At 67.7% G+C, this 688-nt stretch carries 1 pseudogene; it reads right to left on the reverse strand.

From position 1 onward, the window contains the following. Positions 1–688: pseudogene (locus tag OXS27_RS32415) on the reverse strand (LPS-assembly protein LptD); the annotation flags it as partial.

Raw genomic sequence — 688 nt, forward strand, 5'->3', positions numbered from 1 at the left:
ATCCGTGGTGATGTTCTGGTTGCGGATCCGGTAATTGTCGAGGAACCACTTGTCGGTCACGCCGACGAGGTCCCAGCCGGCGCGCCAGCGCGGGTTGATGTAGAACCGGCCCTGGGACTCGACCGAGCCGCGGAAGTCCCGCTCGCCGGCGCCGAGCGGGCTCGGCAGGAAGGCCGAGGGCGTGGTCTGGGAGATGCCCGACAGGCGCAGGTTGTAGAAGCCGTTGTCGACCCGCTGGCGGAACTCGCCCTGCGCCAGGAGGCCCTGGCGGCTGAGCACGGTCGGCGTCAGGGTCAGGTCGTAGTTCGGCGCGAGATCCACGAAGTAGGGGATCGACACGCCGGTGCCGAGCGCCGTGGTGCTGACGAAGCGCGGCGTCAGGAAGCCGGTCTTGCGCTTCACCGTCGGATCCGGCGCCTCGAAATACGGCAGGTAGGCGACCGGGATGCCGGCGAGTTCGAGCGTCGATTCGTCGAAGTAGACCGTGTGGCTCTCGTTGTCGTGGATGATCTTCTTCGCCTTGATCTGCCAGAGCGGCGGCGTCTCGGGATGGTCCTTGCAGGGCTCGCAGGCGGTATAGCTGCCGGACTCGAAGCTCGTCTGCTCGCCGTTCAGGCGCTCGGCCCGGGGCGCGGAGAAGCGGGTGCGCACGGTCTCGAACTTGCGCTGCACCGTCTGCTGGCCGCGA

Origin of the sequence: Methylobacterium sp. GC_Met_3 (genome assembly GCF_026540775.1) — a bacterium.
Classification (GTDB): domain Bacteria; phylum Pseudomonadota; class Alphaproteobacteria; order Rhizobiales; family Beijerinckiaceae; genus Methylobacterium.